Annotated in this window: 1 protein-coding gene; it reads left to right on the top strand. The window is 32.7% G+C overall.

What is annotated here, in order from left to right; genetic code table 11:
* Nucleotides 1-40: 40 nt before the first annotated feature.
* Nucleotides 41-254, top strand: a 214-nt coding sequence (locus E4T71_RS09500; protein WP_135039034.1) for a helix-turn-helix domain-containing protein, incomplete at its 3' end; no start/stop codon positions are given.

Genomic DNA, 254 nt, shown 5'->3' on the forward strand with positions numbered 1-254 from the left:
ATACTTAACAAAAAACAAAAATAGCTGTATACTATAAAGTATGAAAGTCGAACTAAATGAATATCAAATTAACGAATTGAAGCAAGCTCTGAAAGATAAAAAGAATGCACAACACCATAGGAAAATCCAAGCTCTCATTCTCTACTCTGAATGTCAGAATTTAACAGCAGTAGCTAAATCAGTAGGTTTTGTTCATCAAACTGTACGAAACTTATTGAACCGTTATCTAGAAGGAGGTTTAGAGGCACTCCTTA

The sequence above is a fragment of the Streptococcus sp. WM07 genome (assembly GCF_004570525.1).
GTDB lineage: Bacteria > Bacillota > Bacilli > Lactobacillales > Streptococcaceae > Streptococcus.